The sequence below is a fragment of the Hoeflea prorocentri genome, assembly GCF_027944115.1.
Taxonomy (GTDB): Bacteria; Pseudomonadota; Alphaproteobacteria; order Rhizobiales; family Rhizobiaceae; genus Hoeflea_A; species Hoeflea_A prorocentri.
The window spans coordinates 3,748,001-3,765,932 of record NZ_JAPJZI010000001.1 but is presented as its reverse complement, the minus strand read 5'-3'; the positions used below and the strand labels follow the sequence as shown (position 1 = coordinate 3,765,932).

Here is a 17,932-nt window from a genome sequence, read left to right as displayed (position 1 = left end):
TTCAGTTTTGCAGTTTTTGGTTGGTGCGGCCAGGAAAGCCGGATGTCGTTCGGGTCGTTATCTGCAATTGTTCCGGCAACAGTCCGCGCGGGCGCAGGAGCAATGCGATGACGATGATCAGACCAATCAGAATATACTGAATCGTGCCGGCGTAAATCTGGATGTGAGGCGGTGCGAAGCTCGCAAGACCAAAGCCGCTTGCAACCCAGCAGCCCCAGACGACGAATGTTCCCAGGACCGCGCCCCGATTGTTTCCGGCTCCGCCGACGATCAGCATGGCCCAGATCTGGAACGTCAGGATCGGCGCCAGGTCCTGCGGGCTGATGAAGGCATAAAATGTTGCATAAAGCCCGCCGGCGAGCCCCATGATCACCGCCCCGATGATAAAGGCTTCGAGTCGGACCCGGGCCGGGTTCTTGCCGAGAGCCTTTGCCGCCGTCTCGTCCTCGCGAATGGCACGCAGCAAGCGGCCATAGGGCGAAGCGACAAGACGTGACAGGCCCGCATAAACGACCGCCAACGCCACGACGACAAGAACCAGGAAAAACACATTGTAGAGGAACGGGTTGCCGATGGCCTCCTCCAGGGGCCTCTCAAACCCGCGAATGCCTTTGGCGCCACCGCTCAGGTACGTCGCGTTGCGCACAAACGCTTCCATTGCGACCGCAACGCCGAAGGTGGCAATGGCGAGATAATCATGCCTCAGCCGCGTCGTCGCCAGCCCGACAATATAGGCCAGTGCGCCTGCCGCCGCGGCACCGCCGAGCAGCGCGATTGGCCAGACGACCTGAAAGCCTCCGAACTCGCCCGCCCGCACCGGCCCGCCGAGAATGATCATGACATAGGCGCCGATGCCGAAGAAGGCGACGACACCGCCATTGAATATGCCGGCATTGCCCCATTGCAGATTGAGCCCCAGAACGGCAATCGCGAGAATAGCCGTGATCGTCAGGAAGAACATCAGATAGGAGGCAAAACCGATCATCGCGCCTCTCCGAAAAGTCCGTTCGGACGCAAATAAAGCGTCGCCAGGATAACCAGAAAGGGGATGGCCGGCTTGTATCCGGCGGGCAGGAGGAGAATGGCAAAGGAGGAGGCCAGGCCGACAATAAACCCGCCAAGTACCGCGCCGCTGACGCTGCCCAGTCCGCCGACGATTGCAGCGGCAAAGAGCGACAGCACGAGATCGCGTCCCATGACCGGGCTGAGCTGATTGTCGAGCCCGTAAAGAACGCCGGCGACCGCGGCGAGACCTCCACCGATCATCCAGGTCAGCCGCACCATGGACGGCATGGAAATGCCATTGACCTGTGCCAAGGTCGGGTTTTCGGCGACAGCCCGCAGCGCAAAACCGAGCGTCGTGCGGTTCAGCAACAGATGCAGCGCCGCCATCGCGACGACGGCGATACAAAGAATGATGACCTGATCGGGCTTGATGAGCAGCAGCGGATCAGCGCTGATCATCACCGCAAAGGAGATATCGTCGGAATAACGTTGTGAATGCAGACCAAAAACCAGAGCAATCACATTGCGCATAATGAGCGCGACACCGAATGAGGCGAATACCAGCGTCAAAGGGCCGGCGGTTGCGCGCAGACGTTTGAAAACCAGCCGGTCGACAAGCACCGCCGTCAGCCCGGTTATTCCCACCGAGACGATCGTTGCCAGAGCAAGCGCGAACGACATTGAGAAGGGTCCGATCAGGGTCTGCAGCGGCGGAGCGACGGCGGAAAGGATTGCATCGAAGGTCAGGGCGCAATAGGCGCCGACGGACAGCAGTTCCGCATGCGAAAAATTCGCAAAGCGCAGGATGTGCATCACCAGGGTCAGACCGATCGCGCCCAGCGACAGGACCGAGCCGACAAGGATCCCGTCAAAGAGGGCCTGGATCATGCCGCCCCCTTTCTGCGTCCGCCGAGATAAATCTCGGCAACGGCCGGATCGTTGAGAATGTCGCGGGCAGACCCGTCGAGCTGGTTTCGTCCGTCGGCGAGTATATAGGCTCTGTCGGATATGCCGAGCGCCAGGCGGGCATTCTGCTCGACAAGAAGAACCGACACGCCGTCTTCGGCAATGGACCTGACCACCTTCAGAACATCCTGGCTCGCCTTGGGCGACAGCCCCGCCGTCGGTTCATCCATCAGGATAATGCGCGGTTCGGCGATCATGGCCATGGCGATGGCCAGCATCTGCCGCTGGCCGCCCGAAAGGCCACCGCCGCGTATGTTGCGATGGTCTGAAAGGTCGGGAAAGAGCTCTTGCATCGCCGCGATCCGCTCCTGTGGCGCGGTTCGGCAGCGCCGCGCCGCAAGCGCGAGGTTCTGCGCAACCGTCAGCGTTGTAAAGATATTGGCCGTTTGCGGCACATAGGAAAGATCGAACTGTCCGAGCCTGTCGGGCGCGGTGCAGACAATATCGGACCCCGAAAGCCGGATTGTCCCGCCTTCGATGACAATAAGGCCGGCGATGGCCTTCAGCACGGTCGATTTGCCTGCGCCGTTCGGACCGATCACCGTAACGACCTCGCCGCCCGCGACCTGAAGGCTGAGATCCTGAACGATGGGCAGGCCGCGTTTATATCCGGCGGTCAGGTTCGTAATCTCAAGAAAGGGCGCTGCGTCAGCCATCGGCACCCGCCCCCAGATAAGCGTTGAGCAGCATCTCATTCGACTGCGCGCCGGCCGCGTCGCCCTCATAGATGATGCGTCCGTTCGTCATGGCGACGATCGTATCGCAGTGACGCATGACCAGATCCATGTCATGTTCGATGATCAGGAAGGTGCACCCGTCCGCGTTCAACTGCTCGATCTTCTCGATCAGCACGCCGGTCAGGGTCGGGTTCACACCCGCCGCCGGCTCATCGAGCATGATCATCTTCGGCGAACTCATCAGCACGCGGGCAAGTTCCAGCAGTTTCTGCTGTCCGCCGGATAGCTGCCCGGCTGCTTCCGACGCGACGCCTTCAAGCGTGGTGAAGGCAAGGATTTCATGGGCCCTTTCAAGAATTTCCCTCTCGCGGGCAGCGATCCTTCCGCGTGCGATTACCGGGACCCAGAACTGCTCGCCGGGCTGATCCGGAGCCGCAAGCATGAGGTTCTCCAGCACCGACATCGCGGCAAACGGTTTGGGTATCTGAAAAGTGCGGGCAAGGCCGGTGCCGTGCACGTCGTTGGAGGCAAGGCCGTCAATGCGAGAACCGTCAAACCGGATTTCGCCGCTGTCGCAGGCCTGTTCGCCGGCAATAGCGTTGAAGAGTGTCGACTTGCCGGCGCCGTTCGGGCCGATCAGCCCGGTGATCGATCCTTCCGTAACCTTCAGCGAAACCGCGTCGACAGCCTTGAAGGCGCCAAATGAGACGCTGACCGAGCGGGTTTCGAGGAGGGCATGGGACAGATCGGTCATGATGCAGTCCCAAGATTGTATTTCATGATCCGCCCGTGGCGGCCGGTCTTGTCGCGTTCGAGGCCATAGACCGGCCCTTCGGGACCAAAGCGCTGCCCGAGCACGTCACCGATAGCCTTCCTGTCTTCATCGTCGAGTGCAAGATCGAAGATCGCCGTGGTCTCACTCAGCCTGTCGGCGGTGCGTGCACCGATGATCACTGCGCCGACCCCGGGCTGGTCCAGCACCCAGCGGCTGGCAACGGCGCTCAGCGTGACACCGTGTTTGCCGGCGATTGACTTGAGTACTTTCATCAAGACCTGAAACAGATCCCAGCCGCCGAATTCGTCGATGATCAGCCGGTACTTCACCAGCGACCTGTTGGAGAAGGTGTGACCCGGATCGGGGGTACCCAGCCATTTTTCGGTCAGGAAACCGCCGGCCAGCGATCCGTAGGCGAGGATCTGCATCGCGTTTGCGCCGCACCAGCGGGCAAAGTCGCCTGCCGGCCGATTATCAAGAAGGGAATATTGAACCTGTGTCGACGCAAGATCAAAACCGGCGGAGATGAAGGGCTCCATGGCCGCCTCATCCCAGTTCGTCGTGCCGAGCAACCTGATTTTGCCGCGCCTTTGTATATCCTTCAGACAATCGAGCACCTCATGGGGGCGTCCGATCGACAAGTCCCACCAGTAAAACTGCACAAGCGGGAGCTGATCGAGTCGCAGGCGGCGAAGCGACCGGTCGACAATGGCCTCGATATCGGCCGGCCCCACTGTTTCCAACCGATCGAAATCCGGCACCAGCTTGGTGTGCACCTTGATCTCGTCGGCCGCCTGTGAGCCGCGGTTTCCGCGCACCCTGTCGATGAATTCGCCAATCATCTCCTCAACGCCGACATAGATATCGGCGCAGTCGAAGGTGGTGATGCCGGCGTCCAGAAAACGCTCCATGTCCGCGACGGAACGCGCCCGGTCGACCGGACCGTGATCGCCGGCAAGCTGCCACCCGCCTTTGATGATGCGAGAAAACGAGTAGCCGGGTCGCAGCGTTGCCGTCTTACTCATTGCCGCCGGCCTCCTGCCAGTAGGGCGTTCCACGTCGGTCCGGCAGTCCCGACGTGCCGGCATGGGTGAACCGGCGTTTCTTCAATCGCGTGATGCGGAAGCGACCGCCGCAATGCGGATCGGGACAGGCGATCTCCGCATCGGTGCTCATCCAGTCATTGTCATCGGTGACCCGCTGTTTGGCCGGCAGAAACGGGATCAGCCCCGCCAGCGGATACATTGGAAAGTGATTGCGGTCGGGAAAGATGAGGTTCTCGCCCTCGACAAGGAAATAAGAGCCCTCGGGATGATTGCACACCATGGGCTTATCGCCCGCAACGACCTCCACCTTGAGATCGTAAAGCTCAAAAGGTCTTTCCTCCAATCGACGTTCCCCCGCCTTTTGTGATATGTTATTTGTGATATCTTATAGTGAAACGTGCTTTGCAGCGGCTTCAAAGTCAAGTTTTTCAGCCGCATTTGATATGGCCGGGTCGTCGAACCGGGTTTTGGGAGGTGAATTGTGAGCGAGGACAGCCTGGCTGCTGTGACAGATGTTTCCGCCAGTGCCGAAAGCACGGTCTCGAATGAGCCTGCATCGTCGGCGCACGATGTCATGCCGGGCCTCGGTCCTGCGCGACAGGTCAATCTGCGTGAACTGGTTTACGACCAGCTCAAGGACGCTTTCATGGTCGGCTATTTTGCGCCGGGCGATTATCTCAATCTGCGTGAACTAGCAAACCGGTTCGAGACCAGCATCACACCGGTGCGTGAAGCGGTTCGGCGCCTGGTGGCTGAGGGGGCACTGGTTGACGCGCCGGCGCGCGCGTTACGTGTGCCTCCGCTTCGCCGCTCAAGGCTCATCGACCTCAAACAGGCACGCATCGGCATCGAATCCATGGTGACCGAACTTGCCGCCGAGCGCGCGACATCGGAGGAACTCGACCGGCTGGAGGTAATCCTCGACGAGGCTGCCGCGCAAAAACCCAAGACGCCGATCGACGAGTTGAAGTCCAATCAACTGTTCCATTTCACGCTCTATTCAAGCGCCGGCTCGCCCACGCTGTTGCGCTTCATCGAAAGCCTGTGGCTGCAATACGGACCATTTCTGAACCTGATCCACTACACGATCGACCCCAATATCCGCGGCAGCCACAAGGACCATCGCCGCATCATCGCCGCGGTGCGTGACCGTGATGCCGCCGCTGCCAAACAAGCGCTGGTAACCGATATTTCGCGGTCCTTTGACATACTGGATGCGTATACGCAAAAGCCGGGATGAGGAGCGAGTGACCTTCGTCACCGCGTTGAGCTGGCAGGTTGGGCCGGTCACTGGTCGAACAGATGGCAGTGAACCTTGCGGTTGCCGACGACCGTCGCCTTCGGTTCCTCGATTGCACAGCGATCAAACGCATGCGGGCAACGATCGCGAAGGCGGCAGCCTGACGGCGGGTTGCGCGCATCGGGCGCGCCGGCCTTGATCGGCAGGGCTTCGTGCGATTGATCCGGATGCGGTACCGGCACGGCAGCCACAAGCGCCTTCGTATAGGGATGCATCGGCTCGCGCACGATGTCCTCTGTCGGCCCGTCCTCCACGATCCGTCCGAGATACATCACGATCGTGCGTTCGCAGACATAGCGCACCAGCGCCAGATCGTGACTGATATAGATGGCCGTTAACCCAAGGTTCTCGCGAACCTCCCGAAACAGGTTCAAAATGCCGGCGCGCACGCTGACATCGAGCATCGAAACAGGTTCGTCGGCGACAACGAAACTCGGCTCCAGGATCAGAGCGCGGGCCATGACCACGCGCTGCAACTGTCCGCCGGACATTTGGTGCGGAAACCGTGAAAGGAACTGGTCCGGACTGGGCAGGTGCACCAGTTCCAGAGCACGGTGAATACGCTCCTTGTGTTCGGATTTCTTGACGCCCGCATTGTCCAGCGGTTCGGCCAGCGACTGGGCGATAGTGAAGCGTGGATTGAGCGCCTCGAACGGATTCTGGAAGATCATCTGGGCTTTGGTGCGGAAAGCCTTGAGCTTTTCGCCCTGACACTCGGCCAGATCCTCGCCCTCGAACATGATATGACCGTCGGTCGCTTCCTCGAGCTTCAGCAAGAGGCGGCCCATGGTGGTTTTCCCGCAGCCAGATTCTCCAAGCAAGCCGACGCTCTCACCTTTCATCAGTGAGAACTCCACACCGTCGACCGCCTTGACGACGGTCGAGCCGCCGCGCAGCGCAGCCATCAGCGGATTGCCGACCGAGAAATGCTTGCGCACATTGGCGATCTCGACCATCGGCCTCGCCGTCTCGGCAATGTTCTGTTTCACCGCATCGCTCATGCCATCGCCGCCCAGGTCTCGGACCGTTCGGCCTCCTTGCGCAGCGCATTGGCTTCCGCATGTCTCAGGCAGGCCGAGGCATGACCGCCGCCGACATCGACAAGCGCGACATCGGTGCTGCGACACTGGTCTTTGACGAACGGGCAACGTGGTGCGAAGCGGCAACCTGTCGGCGGGTCGCGAAGATCCGGCGGATGCCCCTCGATGGGGGTCAGGAGACCGGCGCTTGATTGAAGATCCGGAAAGGCGTTGTAGAGCCCCATCGTATAGGGATGGCACGGTTTGGTCAGAACCGTTTCGGTGTCACCGGATTCAACCACGCGGCCGGCATACATCACCACGATGCGGTCGCACACATAGGCGACGACGGAAATATCGTGCGTGACCAGAATGACCGAGATGCCGAGCTTTTCCTGCAGCGATTTGAGCGTGTCGAGAATCTGCCGCTGCACGATCACGTCGAGCGCGGTCACAGGTTCATCGGCGATCACCAGTTTCGGATTGAGCGCCAGCGCCAGCGCGATGGCCACCCGCTGGCGCATGCCGCCGGAAAACTGATGCGGAAAGTCACGTAGCCGCCGCGGCTCAATGCCGACCATCTCGAACAGTTCCTCCGAGCGCCGCCGCGCCTCGGCCTTGCTCATGCCGCCGCGCTGGATCAGCACTTCATTGAGCTGTTGCTCGATGCGGTAGACAGGATCGAGCGAGTTCATGGCGCTTTGCGGGATAAAGGCGATATCGCGCCAGCGGAGCCGGTTCATCTCCGTTTCGTTGAGTGCAAGAAGATCGGTGCCGTCAAACAGGATCTCCCCGCCGTCTATGCGCGCGGCCTTGGCCATGACGCGCGTCAGCCCGCGGGCGACAGTGGTCTTGCCGCATCCCGATTCCCCAACCAGCCCGACGATGGAACCGCGCGGAATGGCGAATGTCGCATCGTCGACGGCCCGCACCTTGGCGTTGGCGACGGCATAGGAGATTTTCAGCCCGTTGACACGAAGCAGTTCATTGTCCATCGCCGCCTACTCCTTCAACTTCGGAAACAGGATTTCCTCATAGCCGCGGCTGATGAAGAAACCGGCAACGACGACAAGCACGATGCAGATGCCCGGAGGTACGAACCAGTAGTATCCGCCGGTCGACAGGGCCTGACTGGCATAGGCGTCCTGAAGCATATAGCCCCAGGAAATCGTTTCCGGATCGCCGAAGCCGAGGAAACTGATTGCAGCTTCCGTCAATATGGCCCAGCCGATGGCGATTGACCCGTAAAGGAAGCTCAAGGGCAGGATATTGGGTGCGATATGGCGAAAGACGATCTTGAGATCCGACGAGCCTGAAACCCGCGCCGCGTCGATATAAGCGCGTGTGCGAAGCGTCAGAACCTGGCTGCGGATCACCCGGCCCGTATCGCGCCACAGGATCATCGCCATGGCGAAGACGACATTCCAGATGGACGGTTCGAGAAAGGATGACAGAACGATGACGAAAGGCAGAAACGGTATGCCGAAGGCGATATCGGCCGCCCGCATCAGGACGATGTCGACCCAGCCGCGGAAATATCCAGACAGAAGCCCGACCACCGTGCCGATGATCGCAACCATGAACGCCGCCGTGATGCCGATCAGCAGGGCGCTGCGCGATCCGTAGATGAGCTGGGAATAGATATCCCGACCAAGGCTGGTTGTGCCGAGGATGAACCCGTCCTCGCCGGGCCGCAGATCGCCCGCAAGCTGATAATCGCTTGTGAAGAGGATCTCCAGCGGGTCGTGTGTCGCAAGCTGATCGGCAAAAATGGCGACAAGAATGAAAACCGCATAAATTGCAAGACCGGCAAGGGCGAACGGATCGTCCAGCGGCAGGTGGAGCTTGCGCACCAGCCGCATCAGTGTTCCGGTCTTTGCCGGTTTTGCCTCGGCCGCCACATCGCTAGGCATGGGACACCCTCGGATCAAGCAGGCTGTAAAGCAGGTCCGCCAGAAGGTTCATCAGAACGACGACGATGGCGATCATCAAAAAAGCGCCTTGCGCCAGCGGATAGTCGCTTGCAGAGACCGCATTGACCAGTTCCCGCCCAAGGCCGGGCCAGGAAAAGACCGTCTCGACCACCACATTGCCCTGGATCTGATAGCCGACGGCAATGGCAAAGGATGTCATGACAGGCAATAGTGCATTGCGGGCCGCATGCCGGACCACCACCGTCCAGTTGGAAAGCCCCTTGATCCGCGCCATGGTCACGAAATCCTCGTTCATGACCTCCAGCATGTTGGAGCGCATGAGAAGGAGCGGAAGGCCCTGGCTGTAGATGGCGAGGGTCAGCGCCGGCAGCACAAGGTGGGAGAGGAAGTCGGCGGACGTATAAAGCGCCAGATAGCCGTCATATTCCGAGCCGGGACTGCGGGTTCCCCCGGCCGGAAACCAGCCGAGTGTAAAACTGAAAACGGCAAGCAACAACATGCCCAGCCAGAACTCTGGCATAGCCCGTGTCGTCAAGACCACCGGGATTGCAGCGCGTTCGGCGATTGTGTCGCGCTTCCAGGCAAGCCAGGCACCGACGACAATGCCAAAGGCATAAGCGATGATAAGGGAGCTGAAGGTCAGGATCAGCGTGTTGGGCAAAAGTTCCAGGACACGCTCGCCGACAGGCTGGCGGTAGAAAAAACTGTCGCCGAGTTCGCCCTGCAGAAGATTCTTCAGATAGATGAAATATTGTTCCCAAAGCGGCCGGTCGAGGCCGAACTTCGCCATCAGTGCCTGTTGCTGCTCTTCGGTAAAGGTCGGGTCGATATAGGCCGCCAGCGGATTGCTGGGCATCAGCCGGAACATCAGGAACAAAATAGTGGCGACCGCCCAGAGCACGAATACCAGTTGCGCCAGGCGGCCGCCTATTTGTTTGAAACCGAGAATGGTTCGGGTCCTCCGGCTTTTAGCGGACTAGTCGGCCAGTGTTTCGGCTACACCATCGGGATAGTGCAGCGCACCGCCCTTGATCTCGTAGCCGGCATTTTCGAGGATCGACTTGGCAACGTCCGAGCCGGTGTCGAAACTGTTGACCGCGTCGTTATGCCAGAAGCCGAGGGCAGGCGAAATCACCGAATTCGATTTCACGGCAAATCCCCGGAACGCGGCGCCGACGATCAGATCCCGATTGATTGCATAGGACAGCGCCTTGCGGAATTCCGGATCATTGAACGGCGGCCGGCGATGGTTGAAGGCCACGTAACGGAAGCCCATGTCGACCGTCGACACCACTTCCAGGTCACCATCCTGTTCTACAAGATCAAGCAGGATCTTCGGATCGCCGGAGAAATCCGACAGAAAGTTGATTTCACCAGACCGCAGCATGCCGATGGCAGCCTCGGTATTGGGCACGATCCGAAGAATCCAGCGCTCGGCCTTGGGAGGCGAGAAGTGATCCTTGTTTGCTTCAAGCACGACCTCTTCATTGGTCGTCCAAGACGCGAATTTGAACGGTCCGGAACCAATCGGAGCAGGCTCCTGATAGTCCTCGGCATTGTCTTCCTTGGTCGCCAGATCCGTCAGCACCGGCTCCCAGACATGTTTGGGGATGATGTTGAGCTTGGCGAGGCTGGCCGTCAGGAACGCAGCGGTCGCATTCTTGAGTTTGAAGGTGATCGTGTCGCCATCGGTCTCGATTGCCTCGATGTTTCCGACAAACGGCTTGTACATCGGCGCTTCGTCGCCCATCGCAGCTTCGAAGGAGAACTTGACATCGTCCACCGTCACCGGCTTGCCGTCATGCCACATCATGCCGTCGCGCAGCGTCAGCTTGATCGTCTTGTCGTCAAGCCACTCAAAACTTTCAGCGGCCCAGGGCTGCGGCAAGCCGTCCGGACCGATGCGCAGCAGCCGGTCCCAGATCAGTTCGGTGATCCAGCTGTCGGTTCCGCCCGAGATCCATAGCGGGTTGATGCCCTGAATATTGTCGGACGAGTTCAGGATGATGTCTTTCTGCTCGCCAAGCGGCTCCATCTGGATAAATGTCCAGGTGTTTCTGATGCCGATGCCGCCCTGATCGACCACGGACGCCGCGTCCCAGACATTTTTGTCGAATGCGAAGGTGGATTTCGGATGCACCAGCATCAGGTTCGGCTGGTCTTCGGCCAGAATGGACTGAGCCTTGTAAAGCAGTTCCTGACGCTTGTCCGGATCGGTTTCGATACGCTGCGCTTCAACGGTCGCATCGAGTTCCGGATTGCTGTAGCCGATGAAGTTGTAACCCTTGGGCGCAGTCGAAGAGTGGAAGAGGTTATAGATCAGTTCGTCCGGGTCGGAGCGCTCCGGCCTGCCGACCATCTGCCATCCCGTAGTGTCCCACTTGTCGCGATTGTACCAGACGAGATCGGCCATCTGCTCCCACGGCATGACATCGACCTTTACGTCAAGGCCGAGTTTGCGCCATTCCTGGGCAATGAGCTGAATGAACTGGAATTCCTGCGGCTGTGCTGCCTGCGGTCTGGTTGTCAGTTTGATCTCGCGGATCTGGTCACCGGCCGCAAGGGCCTGTGTGCCTATTGCCGCCCCCGCGAGCAGGACGGCCATTCCTAAGAGCTTCCTCATGTTCCATTCTCCCTGGTCTGTTTCGTCTTGCGGTTCTTATCCGACCTTGAGGTCGGCGACCGTTTGCCCGTCCGACACTTTGGGAGGTGTCGCAAAGGCGGTTTTCGAATGGGATAGCCCCATCGATACAAGCGTCTCGGCCTGCTTCAGCGCCGTCTTGCCGGCATTGATGAAGGGAACGCCGACTGACGCTGAAATTTCGTCCGCCATGTCGAGGAACGACATGGTCATACAACCGAAGATGACCGCGTCGGCGCGGTCTTGTTCGACACATTCGCTGGAAACCTCGACCAGCCGCGCCTTGGTGGCGTCGACATCGGTCATCAGGCTGAGCACGGGAATTCCGGTGGCCCTGACGGAGGCGAGTTTCTCCCGCACACCGGCCCGGACCGCCAGATATTCCTGGCCCGCGATAAGGGAATCGAAGAGTGTGAGGACGCTGAACTTGTGTCCCAGCGATGCCGCCAGCAGCATGGATGATTCACACGGGCCCACCACCGGCATGGAAACGAGCTCGCGGGCAGCTTCTATGCCCGGATCACCGAAGCAGCCGATGATCGCCGCGTCATAGCCCTCATTCTCAAGCTGCATCAGGAGATCGAGCGTGGGCGGGATCGAAAGCGCCTCTTCATAGGCCGATTCAATAGAGGCCGGACCTGTTGCGACATCCCGGACTTCGACTGTCGTGCCCTCAAAGGCCCAGCTGTTGAGAAGTTTCTCGCGGCGCGTGACTTCCGCGCGGCCCATCGGGCCCTTTGACATAGGTCCTGGAACGGCATAGGCGATGCGCATGATTGATGACCCGTAGCTTGACAATTGCTGTTTCATACAGCAAAACACTGTTTTAATTTGTTAAGACTACGTGAATTGCCGGTGCCTTGCAAGTCCCGGCCGGAGGGTGTGTCATGGGTGAGGCCAAAGATTATCGCATCGCTGCCGTGGATCGGGCGCTGAGCGTGCTGGAAGTTCTGGGTGAAAGGGGCGAGTTGGGCGTGACTGAACTTGCCGTTGAGCTGGGTATGACCAAGAGCCTGGTTTTCCGCATCCTTCACACGCTGGAAGCCAGAGGCTACGTGGCCAAGGATTCTGAACGCGCCCTTTATGGTCTTGGATACCGCGCCGGCCATCTTGCAGACGAAGCAGCGAAGCAACGCGGCCTGCTTCTGGTGGCCGAGCCTCAAATGGATACGTTGCGCGAGCATTTCAACGAGAACGTAAACCTTCTGGTCCGCGACGGTCTCAATGCCCTGGTTGTCACGACACGCGAAAGCCGTCACTCCATGCGTCTTTATGCTGCGCCCGGACGGCACGGACCGCTGCACGCCGGTGGCGGATCGATGGTGCTGCTGGCCTTTGCGCCTCCAGAGGTGCGTTCTGAAACGTTGTCCGGTCCCCTGACGAGTTTTGCCTCGGAGACGATAACTGATCCGACCGAACTTGAGCGCAAGCTGATGCAGATCGCAGCAGACGGTTTTCATGTAACGCGCAACGATCTCGATGAGGGCGCGTTCTCCGTTGCCGCTCCGATCTTCGGGCCGGGTGGGGACATCGTCGCGGCGATCTCGGTCGCGGGCCCGGTTGCCCGTCTCGATCCGGACAAGCAGGGCAAAATCCTTCAGGATGTGCTGCATGCCGCCGGCAAGATTTCCGAAGGGATCGGCGCGCCCGCGCGCGAATTCCAGGCGGCCGCCTGGTAGTTCCGGCATATTCCCAGGCTGATTGTAAAACCAAGCCGCGGGCTGCCATCTGGCGGCGCGTTTTGCGCTTGCACTTGATTTGGTCGATCAAGCTTGGTATTTCTTTTAACAAAACAGTGTTTTATTGAGTGAAACAAGTGGCTGAGTGCGATTTGCCTTCCGGGGCACGTGGAGGTTGCCGTTTCCATCCGTCCAGTGAGGAGATTCCCGATGAATGAACTAGAAGAAGCACTCCTGTCCGAAGTCAGCCTGGATGAGCCCTGGGGCTTGGTCGAGAGCTTTTCCACATTCAAGCGGGAACACCCGGCGGATGTCGACCGGGGCATGGAGGAGGTCGTCGCGCGCCTCAGGGCCCACGGCGTTGAAGTCAAGGTTCATCAGCCCAAACTCTATCTCAGCCTGCCGGGTGAGGCGCGTGTCGAGGCCGGTGGCAAGACGTTTCGCGCAAAGCCGCCGGCCTACAGTGTCGATGCCCGCGACGGGCTTGAGGGTGAGCTCGTCTATATCGGTGCGAACCAGGCGGATGATATCGACACGATCTTCGACAAGAAGCTCGATCCGACACGCGACGTGCGTTCGATGATCGAAGGAAAGATTGTCATGTCCGAGGGCTATGCAAGCCCGGGCATGATCGCGCAATTCGAGGAACTGGGCGCCATCGGCGTGATTGGCATCAACCCGGGGATTGATATCCATTGGGGGATTTGCACCAGCATTTGGGGAACGCCCGATCTCGACGATCTGCCGCGCAAGCCGAATGTCGTATCCGTGGCCGTTAACAATCCCGATGGACAGGAGCTGATCGAAATCGCCAAGGCCGGCGGACGGATCAAGCTCTTTGCCGAGATGGAGGAAGGCTGGTTCAGCTCCAAGCTGCCCGAGGTCTTCATCCCCGGCAACAAGGAGCCGGAAAAATATGTCCTGCTGCACGGACACCTCGACAGTTGGGATGTCGGTGTCGGTGACAATGCGACTGGCGATGCAACGATGCTGGAGGTTGCGCGCGTGTTGTGGAAGAACCGCGACAAGCTCGACCGTTCCGTCCGCATTGCCTGGTGGCCCGGCCACTCCACCGGACGCTACGCAGGTTCCACCTGGTTTGCCGATGCCTTCGCCATCGACCTTGAGGAAAATTGCGTGGCCCAGGTCAATTGCGACAGCCCTGGCTGCCGCTGGGCGACCGAGTTCCTCAACCTGTCACGCATGTCCGAGGCCGATGCCTTTATCGCTAAGGCGATTGAGGATGTCGCCGGCAAACCGACTTTCGGCGAGCGGCCGCACCGTGCCGGCGACTATTCCTTCAACAATATCGGTATTTCGAGCTACTTCATGCTGTCTTCGACGATGACCGTCGCGATGCGAGAGGAGAAGGGTTACTACGCGGTCGGCGGCTGCGGCGGCAACATTGCCTGGCATACCGAGAACGACACGTTGGAGATTGCCGACAAGGAAATCCTCCAGCGCGACATCAAGCTTTACCTGCTCAGCGTCTTCCGCAACGCCAACGCCGAAATCCTTCCCTTCGACTGGCGTGCGACCACCAGTGAGTTTCTGGAGACCATCGGCACCTATCAGCAGCAGGCCGGCGACCGGTTTGATCTCTCCGCCTCCAAACAGGCGACGGAGGAACTCCATGCTGCGCTCGAAGCGTTCTATAGCGGCGTATCTTCCGGCTCGATCGCTCCGGCTGTCGCCAATGCGGTCATTCAGGACCTGGCGCGCATCCTCGTTCCGATCAACTTCACACGGGAAGCGCGTTTCCGTCACGATCCGGCCCTGACGGTCCCGCCGCTGCCGACAATCTCTACGGCTGCCGAACTCGACTATCATAAAGGCGAGGGCGAGGGCTTTGCGCTGACACAGCTTACCCGCGGCCAGAACCGGCTGGTCTCGGCGCTGCGGCAGGCAAAGCGCGAGGTTGAGCGGGCAAACGGCTAGCCTGGTGCGGGCGGCCTGGTATCGCGAGACAGGACCGGCCTCCAGTGTTCTGGAGGTCGGTGATCTTCCTGACGGCATGATCGGAACGCCAGGCCCTGGCGATGTGGCGCTGCGCATTCACGCATCCGGGATCAATCCCGCCGATGTCAAACGCCGTGCCGGCTGGGGTGGACTTTCCATGACCCACGAGCTGATTGTGCCGCATGCCGATGGTGCGGGCGTGATTGAGGCGGTCGGCGAGAGCGTAACCGGGTTTGAACCGGGCGATCGCGTATGGATGCGCAACGCGCAAGGCGGCTACGGCGAGGCGGGAAGGGCATACGGCACAGCAGCCGAGCGGATTTGCCTGCCGGCAGAACAGGTTTTCAAGCTTCCGTCCTCACTGGATTTTGCCGCGGGGGCATGTCTCGGCATCCCGGCGCTGACCGCCTATGACGCAGTCTTTGCCGACGGATCGGTGGGCGGAAAGACGGTTCTCGTGACCGGGGCTGCCGGTGCGGTCGGCCATTTCGCCGCCCAGTTCGCGCTTTCCGCCGGCGCGCGGGTCATCGCCACCGTCAGCGATGCCGAAAAGGCGGCCCATGTGCAGTCCTGCGGCGTTGACGACATCATCATGCGTCATGATGAAGATGTCGTTGCCCGGGTTCTGGACCTGACAGATGGCAGAGGTGTCGACCGGGTGGTCGAGGTGGACTTCGGCGCAAATCTTGAAGCAACACGCCGCCTGCTGAAACCGCACAGTGTCGTTGCGGCCTATTCGTCAACGGCCGTTCCCGAGCCTGTTCTGCCTTATTACGACTTCGCCTTCTGTGGCGCGACTCTACGGTTTGTGCAGGGTTTTCTGTTGACGCCCGATGTCCTTTCCAATGCCACCACTTTCATCGATGGGCTGGCCGAAACCGGAAAGCTTCAGGTCGCCATTGCCGCCCGCTTCCCGCTTGAGCGGATAGCCGAGGCCCATGAGATGGTGGAGGGCGGCACTGCCATTGGCAACGTTGTCATCGAAGTTCCTTAGCGGTACAGCGGTGTGCCGCGCCTTGGCGGCGGGCCGTGTCGGCGCCCCGCAGCAAGCCCCGACAGACAGTGACGTCAGCCTGTCGACAGTTTTGTTCGCGGGTTCTTGAAGGATGCCGGGGCAAAGGGCTTTTTGAGCGCACGCTCCATAAGCTCCAGATGATCCTGTCCGTAGAACATGTCGCCATCGACAAAATAGGTCGGCGATCCGAACAGGCCGCGGGCGATCGCTTCGTCGGTGTTGGCCTGGTGCATGGCCTGGATCGGCTCCGTCAACGCTGCATCCAGCAGAGGTGCCGGATCTATACCGGCGGCTGATGCCGCCTTTGCAAGAGCCTCGGGATCGGCAAGATCCGCATCGTCTTGCCAATGGGCTTCGAGAATAGCATGGGACAGCGTGTCGACATCCGCACCCTGATCGATCGCTGCGATCAGCATGCCGTTCGGCAGGTCCAGCGGATTGTCGTGGAAAGTCGGCCGGAAGTTGATGATCGGAACGCCGCGGAACTGCGCCCAACGCTCGACCTCCCGGCCGAAATAATAGTCGACATGCCGCTGGGTGCGGCCCGCAAACGGCTTTCCGCCCGCCGCTCGGACGACCGGGCTCAGCCCGATGGGCCGGTGCTCAAGTCTGCAACCATGTTCGGAACAAATCTCCAGCAGCCGTTTTGATCCGATATAGGCGAAGGCGGAATGCGCGGAATAGAAATACTCGATGATCTTCAATGCTTATCGCTCCGCTCTTTGTGCGCCACAGGACGTGTCAATCCATTCGCCCTGACAGCCCATACTTTCAGATCGGTTATAACTTTCAAGGTTGCTATGACCACCAGCGTGCACAGCGCGACCTTCGACACCGTCTCCATCGTGCCTTCAATCAGCAGGGCGTGGACGACACTGCCGACGACGACGATTGTCGCGAGGGACGTGTGAACGAGGCGCCAAGTTCGTGGGCGCAGGCGCAGCCGGGGCCGCGTGGCGGCCACGAATGCCGCCGCGAAAACCGCCCACATGGCAATCACCCCCCAGGCGGAGAACGGCGTTGGCGATCTGAAAAGCAACGCGTCCACCACATCCGGAGGACTGGTTATCCAAAGAGCCGCGACGTGGATGACCACAGCGCTGACCAGCGCAATGCCGACCCACCGGTGAATGTGCCGTCCGCGATAGGCTGAAAGGCCCGGCAGATATCCACCCGCCAGTAATGGCTGAAGCAGCAGAAGAGCCATTGCGATCACGCCGGCAAATCCGGCGGCAATGTAGACCGGACTGCGCCATGCAAGCAGCGGGCTCGCCGCTGCAAGGGCAATCGGTACGGCGAGAGCAGCGGCAAGCGCCAACCAGATCAGGCGTGTGCGGGTCTTGCCGCTCGTCTCCGGATCCAATGCCGTCAGGCCGGCTGAAGGACGAAATGCGCCTCCAGGCTGGTGTCCTTTGAACTGGACATGATCGGGCGCAGGAAGACGGTTTCGAATTCACCGCTGTCATAGGCCAGGTGACCATGCGGTTGACCGAAGGCGGGGACAATCTGCGGCATCTCGAGACGGAAAACGCCGTTGGCATCCGTGAGTGTCGCCCCGTGGCTGTGCGGGTCGCGTTCATGCCCTTCGGTGGTATGGGCCCAGATCTGGATGCGCTGTCCGGCAAGCGGCGCGCCGTCTCCCGCGCGGCGCACGGTGCCGCTCATCCAGAAGCCGCCGCCGCCAATCCGCTCTACGATGGGTGCGCCCTTGCGGTAATTGTTGGAACCGCCGCGCATCGACCGTGTCGGTTCCAGCCCGCTGGCGCGGGCCGGGATCAGCAGCCCGGATGCTCCGGTCGCAACGACGGCACCGCTGGCGGCGAGCAGGGTCCGGCGTGTGATGAGGTCAGTCGTCATGTCGATGTCTCCTGCAGGGCCTGACATGGTCGGCCTTTGAAGTAGGTTCTGACATTGTC

Annotated in this window: 19 protein-coding genes; 4 read left to right on the top strand and 15 right to left on the bottom strand. The window is 60.3% G+C overall.

Annotation, left to right across the window (positions count from 1 at the left end):
• Window position 1 precedes the first annotated feature (1 nt).
• From OQ273_RS17645 to OQ273_RS17620, 6 genes are read right to left on the bottom strand one after another with little or no spacing between them, the layout of a single operon-like run.
• The gene (locus OQ273_RS17645; RefSeq protein ID WP_267991932.1) at window positions 2-985 is read right to left on the bottom strand and encodes a branched-chain amino acid ABC transporter permease; all 984 of its coding nucleotides are present in this window, start codon (window positions 983-985) and stop codon (window positions 2-4) included.
• Entirely contained in the window at window positions 982-1,893 is a 912-nt protein-coding gene (locus OQ273_RS17640; RefSeq protein WP_267991930.1) for a branched-chain amino acid ABC transporter permease, read from the bottom strand. Before OQ273_RS17640 ends, OQ273_RS17645 begins: the two co-directional genes overlap by 4 nt.
• A complete protein-coding gene (locus OQ273_RS17635; protein WP_267991928.1) occupies window positions 1,890-2,627 on the bottom strand; it encodes an ABC transporter ATP-binding protein in 738 nt (245 codons plus the stop codon). The genes OQ273_RS17640 and OQ273_RS17635 overlap by 4 nt, the downstream gene beginning before the upstream one ends.
• Window positions 2,620-3,402, bottom strand: coding sequence for an ABC transporter ATP-binding protein (locus OQ273_RS17630; protein WP_267991926.1), 783 nt, complete (start codon window positions 3,400-3,402; stop codon window positions 2,620-2,622). The genes OQ273_RS17635 and OQ273_RS17630 overlap by 8 nt, the downstream gene beginning before the upstream one ends.
• Window positions 3,399-4,448, bottom strand: a complete 1,050-nt coding sequence (locus OQ273_RS17625) for an aldo/keto reductase (protein ID WP_267991924.1) — start codon at window positions 4,446-4,448, stop codon at window positions 3,399-3,401. The genes OQ273_RS17630 and OQ273_RS17625 overlap by 4 nt, the downstream gene beginning before the upstream one ends.
• A complete protein-coding gene (locus OQ273_RS17620; protein ID WP_267991922.1) occupies window positions 4,441-4,812 on the bottom strand; it encodes a TIGR04076 family protein in 372 nt (123 codons plus the stop codon). Before OQ273_RS17620 ends, OQ273_RS17625 begins: the two co-directional genes overlap by 8 nt.
• 138 nt (window positions 4,813-4,950) lie before the next feature.
• On the opposite strand from OQ273_RS17620, the gene OQ273_RS17615 reads away from it, so the two are divergent.
• Entirely contained in the window at window positions 4,951-5,709 is a 759-nt protein-coding gene (locus tag OQ273_RS17615; RefSeq protein WP_267991920.1) for a GntR family transcriptional regulator, read from the top strand.
• Window positions 5,710-5,756: 47 nt separating this feature from the next.
• Here OQ273_RS17615 and OQ273_RS17610 read toward each other — a convergent pair whose 3' ends face one another.
• The 6 genes from OQ273_RS17610 to OQ273_RS17585 form a co-directional block, all read right to left on the bottom strand.
• A complete protein-coding gene (locus tag OQ273_RS17610; RefSeq protein WP_267991918.1) occupies window positions 5,757-6,770 on the bottom strand; it encodes an ABC transporter ATP-binding protein in 1,014 nt (337 codons plus the stop codon).
• Window positions 6,767-7,783, bottom strand: a complete 1,017-nt coding sequence (locus OQ273_RS17605; RefSeq protein WP_267991916.1) for an ABC transporter ATP-binding protein — start codon at window positions 7,781-7,783, stop codon at window positions 6,767-6,769. The genes OQ273_RS17610 and OQ273_RS17605 overlap by 4 nt, the downstream gene beginning before the upstream one ends.
• A 6-nt stretch (window positions 7,784-7,789) precedes the next feature.
• On the bottom strand, window positions 7,790-8,701 hold the full coding sequence (locus OQ273_RS17600; RefSeq protein ID WP_267991914.1) for an ABC transporter permease: 912 nt from the start codon (window positions 8,699-8,701) through the stop codon (window positions 7,790-7,792).
• Window positions 8,694-9,632: an ABC transporter permease gene (locus OQ273_RS17595; RefSeq protein WP_267993133.1), complete on the bottom strand. Its 939-nt coding sequence runs from the start codon at window positions 9,630-9,632 to the stop codon at window positions 8,694-8,696. The genes OQ273_RS17600 and OQ273_RS17595 overlap by 8 nt, the downstream gene beginning before the upstream one ends.
• Before the next feature lie 66 nt (window positions 9,633-9,698).
• Complete coding sequence (locus OQ273_RS17590) at window positions 9,699-11,345, bottom strand: ABC transporter substrate-binding protein (protein WP_267991911.1); 1,647 nt, start codon at window positions 11,343-11,345, stop codon at window positions 9,699-9,701.
• A 36-nt stretch (window positions 11,346-11,381) separates the two neighbouring features.
• Window positions 11,382-12,173, bottom strand: a complete 792-nt coding sequence (locus tag OQ273_RS17585; protein ID WP_267991909.1) for an aspartate/glutamate racemase family protein — start codon at window positions 12,171-12,173, stop codon at window positions 11,382-11,384.
• 77 nt (window positions 12,174-12,250) lie between these two features.
• On the opposite strand from OQ273_RS17585, the gene OQ273_RS17580 reads away from it, so the two are divergent.
• The 3 genes from OQ273_RS17580 (at window position 12,251) to OQ273_RS17570 (ending at window position 15,995) form a co-directional block, all read left to right on the top strand.
• Window positions 12,251-13,042: an IclR family transcriptional regulator gene (locus OQ273_RS17580; RefSeq protein WP_267991907.1), complete on the top strand. Its 792-nt coding sequence runs from the start codon at window positions 12,251-12,253 to the stop codon at window positions 13,040-13,042.
• A 210-nt stretch (window positions 13,043-13,252) separates the two neighbouring features.
• Complete coding sequence (locus OQ273_RS17575; RefSeq protein ID WP_267991905.1) at window positions 13,253-14,980, top strand: M28 family metallopeptidase; 1,728 nt, start codon at window positions 13,253-13,255, stop codon at window positions 14,978-14,980.
• Window positions 14,961-15,995: an NADPH:quinone reductase gene (locus OQ273_RS17570; protein ID WP_267991903.1), complete on the top strand. Its 1,035-nt coding sequence runs from the start codon at window positions 14,961-14,963 to the stop codon at window positions 15,993-15,995. The genes OQ273_RS17575 and OQ273_RS17570 overlap by 20 nt, the downstream gene beginning before the upstream one ends.
• Window positions 15,996-16,069: 74 nt before the next feature.
• On the opposite strand, the gene OQ273_RS17565 is transcribed toward OQ273_RS17570, so the two are convergent.
• From OQ273_RS17565 to OQ273_RS17555, 3 genes are read right to left on the bottom strand one after another with little or no spacing between them, the layout of a single operon-like run.
• Window positions 16,070-16,720, bottom strand: a complete 651-nt coding sequence (locus OQ273_RS17565; RefSeq protein ID WP_267991901.1) for a 2-hydroxychromene-2-carboxylate isomerase — start codon at window positions 16,718-16,720, stop codon at window positions 16,070-16,072.
• On the bottom strand, window positions 16,717-17,379 hold the full coding sequence (locus OQ273_RS17560; RefSeq protein WP_267991899.1) for a ferric reductase-like transmembrane domain-containing protein: 663 nt from the start codon (window positions 17,377-17,379) through the stop codon (window positions 16,717-16,719). Before OQ273_RS17560 ends, OQ273_RS17565 begins: the two co-directional genes overlap by 4 nt.
• A gap of 5 nt (window positions 17,380-17,384) precedes the next feature.
• Window positions 17,385-17,873 carry a peptidase associated/transthyretin-like domain-containing protein gene (locus tag OQ273_RS17555; protein WP_267991897.1) on the bottom strand — a complete coding sequence of 163 codons (489 nt, stop codon included), beginning with the start codon at window positions 17,871-17,873 and terminating at the stop codon, window positions 17,385-17,387.
• Between the last annotated feature and the right edge of the window lie 59 nt (window positions 17,874-17,932).

What these genes read in the sequence shown, in the direction of transcription:
- OQ273_RS17610 (WP_267991918.1), bottom strand. Translation starts at nt 6,770, where the DNA reads ATGAGCGATGCGGTGAAACAGAACATTGCCGAGACGGCGAGGCCGATG.
- OQ273_RS17640 (WP_267991930.1), bottom strand. Translation starts at nt 1,893, where the DNA reads ATGATCCAGGCCCTCTTTGACGGGATCCTTGTCGGCTCGGTCCTGTCG.
- OQ273_RS17590 (WP_267991911.1), bottom strand. Translation starts at nt 11,345, where the DNA reads ATGAGGAAGCTCTTAGGAATGGCCGTCCTGCTCGCGGGGGCGGCAATA.
- OQ273_RS17630 (WP_267991926.1), bottom strand. Translation starts at nt 3,402, where the DNA reads ATGACCGATCTGTCCCATGCCCTCCTCGAAACCCGCTCGGTCAGCGTC.
- OQ273_RS17600 (WP_267991914.1), bottom strand. Translation starts at nt 8,701, where the DNA reads ATGCCTAGCGATGTGGCGGCCGAGGCAAAACCGGCAAAGACCGGAACA.
- OQ273_RS17635 (WP_267991928.1), bottom strand. Translation starts at nt 2,627, where the DNA reads ATGGCTGACGCAGCGCCCTTTCTTGAGATTACGAACCTGACCGCCGGA.
- OQ273_RS17605 (WP_267991916.1), bottom strand. Translation starts at nt 7,783, where the DNA reads ATGGACAATGAACTGCTTCGTGTCAACGGGCTGAAAATCTCCTATGCC.
- OQ273_RS17625 (WP_267991924.1), bottom strand. Translation starts at nt 4,448, where the DNA reads ATGAGTAAGACGGCAACGCTGCGACCCGGCTACTCGTTTTCTCGCATC.
- OQ273_RS17555 (WP_267991897.1), bottom strand. Translation starts at nt 17,873, where the DNA reads ATGACGACTGACCTCATCACACGCCGGACCCTGCTCGCCGCCAGCGGT.
- OQ273_RS17645 (WP_267991932.1), bottom strand. Translation starts at nt 985, where the DNA reads ATGATCGGTTTTGCCTCCTATCTGATGTTCTTCCTGACGATCACGGCT.
- OQ273_RS17580 (WP_267991907.1), top strand. Translation starts at nt 12,251, where the DNA reads ATGGGTGAGGCCAAAGATTATCGCATCGCTGCCGTGGATCGGGCGCTG.
- OQ273_RS17575 (WP_267991905.1), top strand. Translation starts at nt 13,253, where the DNA reads ATGAATGAACTAGAAGAAGCACTCCTGTCCGAAGTCAGCCTGGATGAG.
- OQ273_RS17585 (WP_267991909.1), bottom strand. Translation starts at nt 12,173, where the DNA reads ATGAAACAGCAATTGTCAAGCTACGGGTCATCAATCATGCGCATCGCC.